This is a genomic window from Virgibacillus sp. M23 (assembly GCF_034190895.1).
Lineage (GTDB): Bacteria > Bacillota > Bacilli > Bacillales > Amphibacillaceae > Virgibacillus > Virgibacillus salarius.
Genome location: NZ_JAWDHA010000362.1, coordinates 1 through 399, shown reverse-complemented (window position 1 = coordinate 399; position 399 = coordinate 1). Strand labels below are relative to the sequence as shown.

The following is a 399-nucleotide window of genomic DNA, read 5'->3' as shown; positions in this document are numbered from 1 at the left end:
ATTTTTAATCGCATTCAATGACGCAACTGTCTGGTCTGCATTCGCCACATACCCGGCGATTCCTAAATAAATGGCCGAAAATGATCCGGCTAACGCCACACCCAGCTTATTAATAAAACTCATGCTCGAAATCACCACACCATCCGCGCGAATTCCGGTTTTCCATTCCGCATAATCGACACAATCCGCAACCATTCCCCAAGCAAGCGTATTTAAAGGCGTTGTGAAAAATCCCGATGCAAAAAGCCAAATGAAAATGAGTGTTATCGAAGAATACGGCGTAAAATGCAGGCCGGCATACGAAATAAGCGATAGAGCCGCCGTGATGATCATGACTTGTTTTCTGCCCCACTTCTCAGAAAAGAAAGGAATAAACAAATTGCTGATCAGCGCTGGCCC

Annotated in this window: 1 protein-coding gene; it reads right to left on the bottom strand. The window is 45.4% G+C overall.

Annotated elements, in window-relative coordinates; all coding sequences use genetic code 11:
• Nucleotides 1-399 (bottom strand): MFS transporter (locus RVS70_RS23005; protein ID WP_321135058.1); only part of this gene is annotated, 399 nt, incomplete at both ends.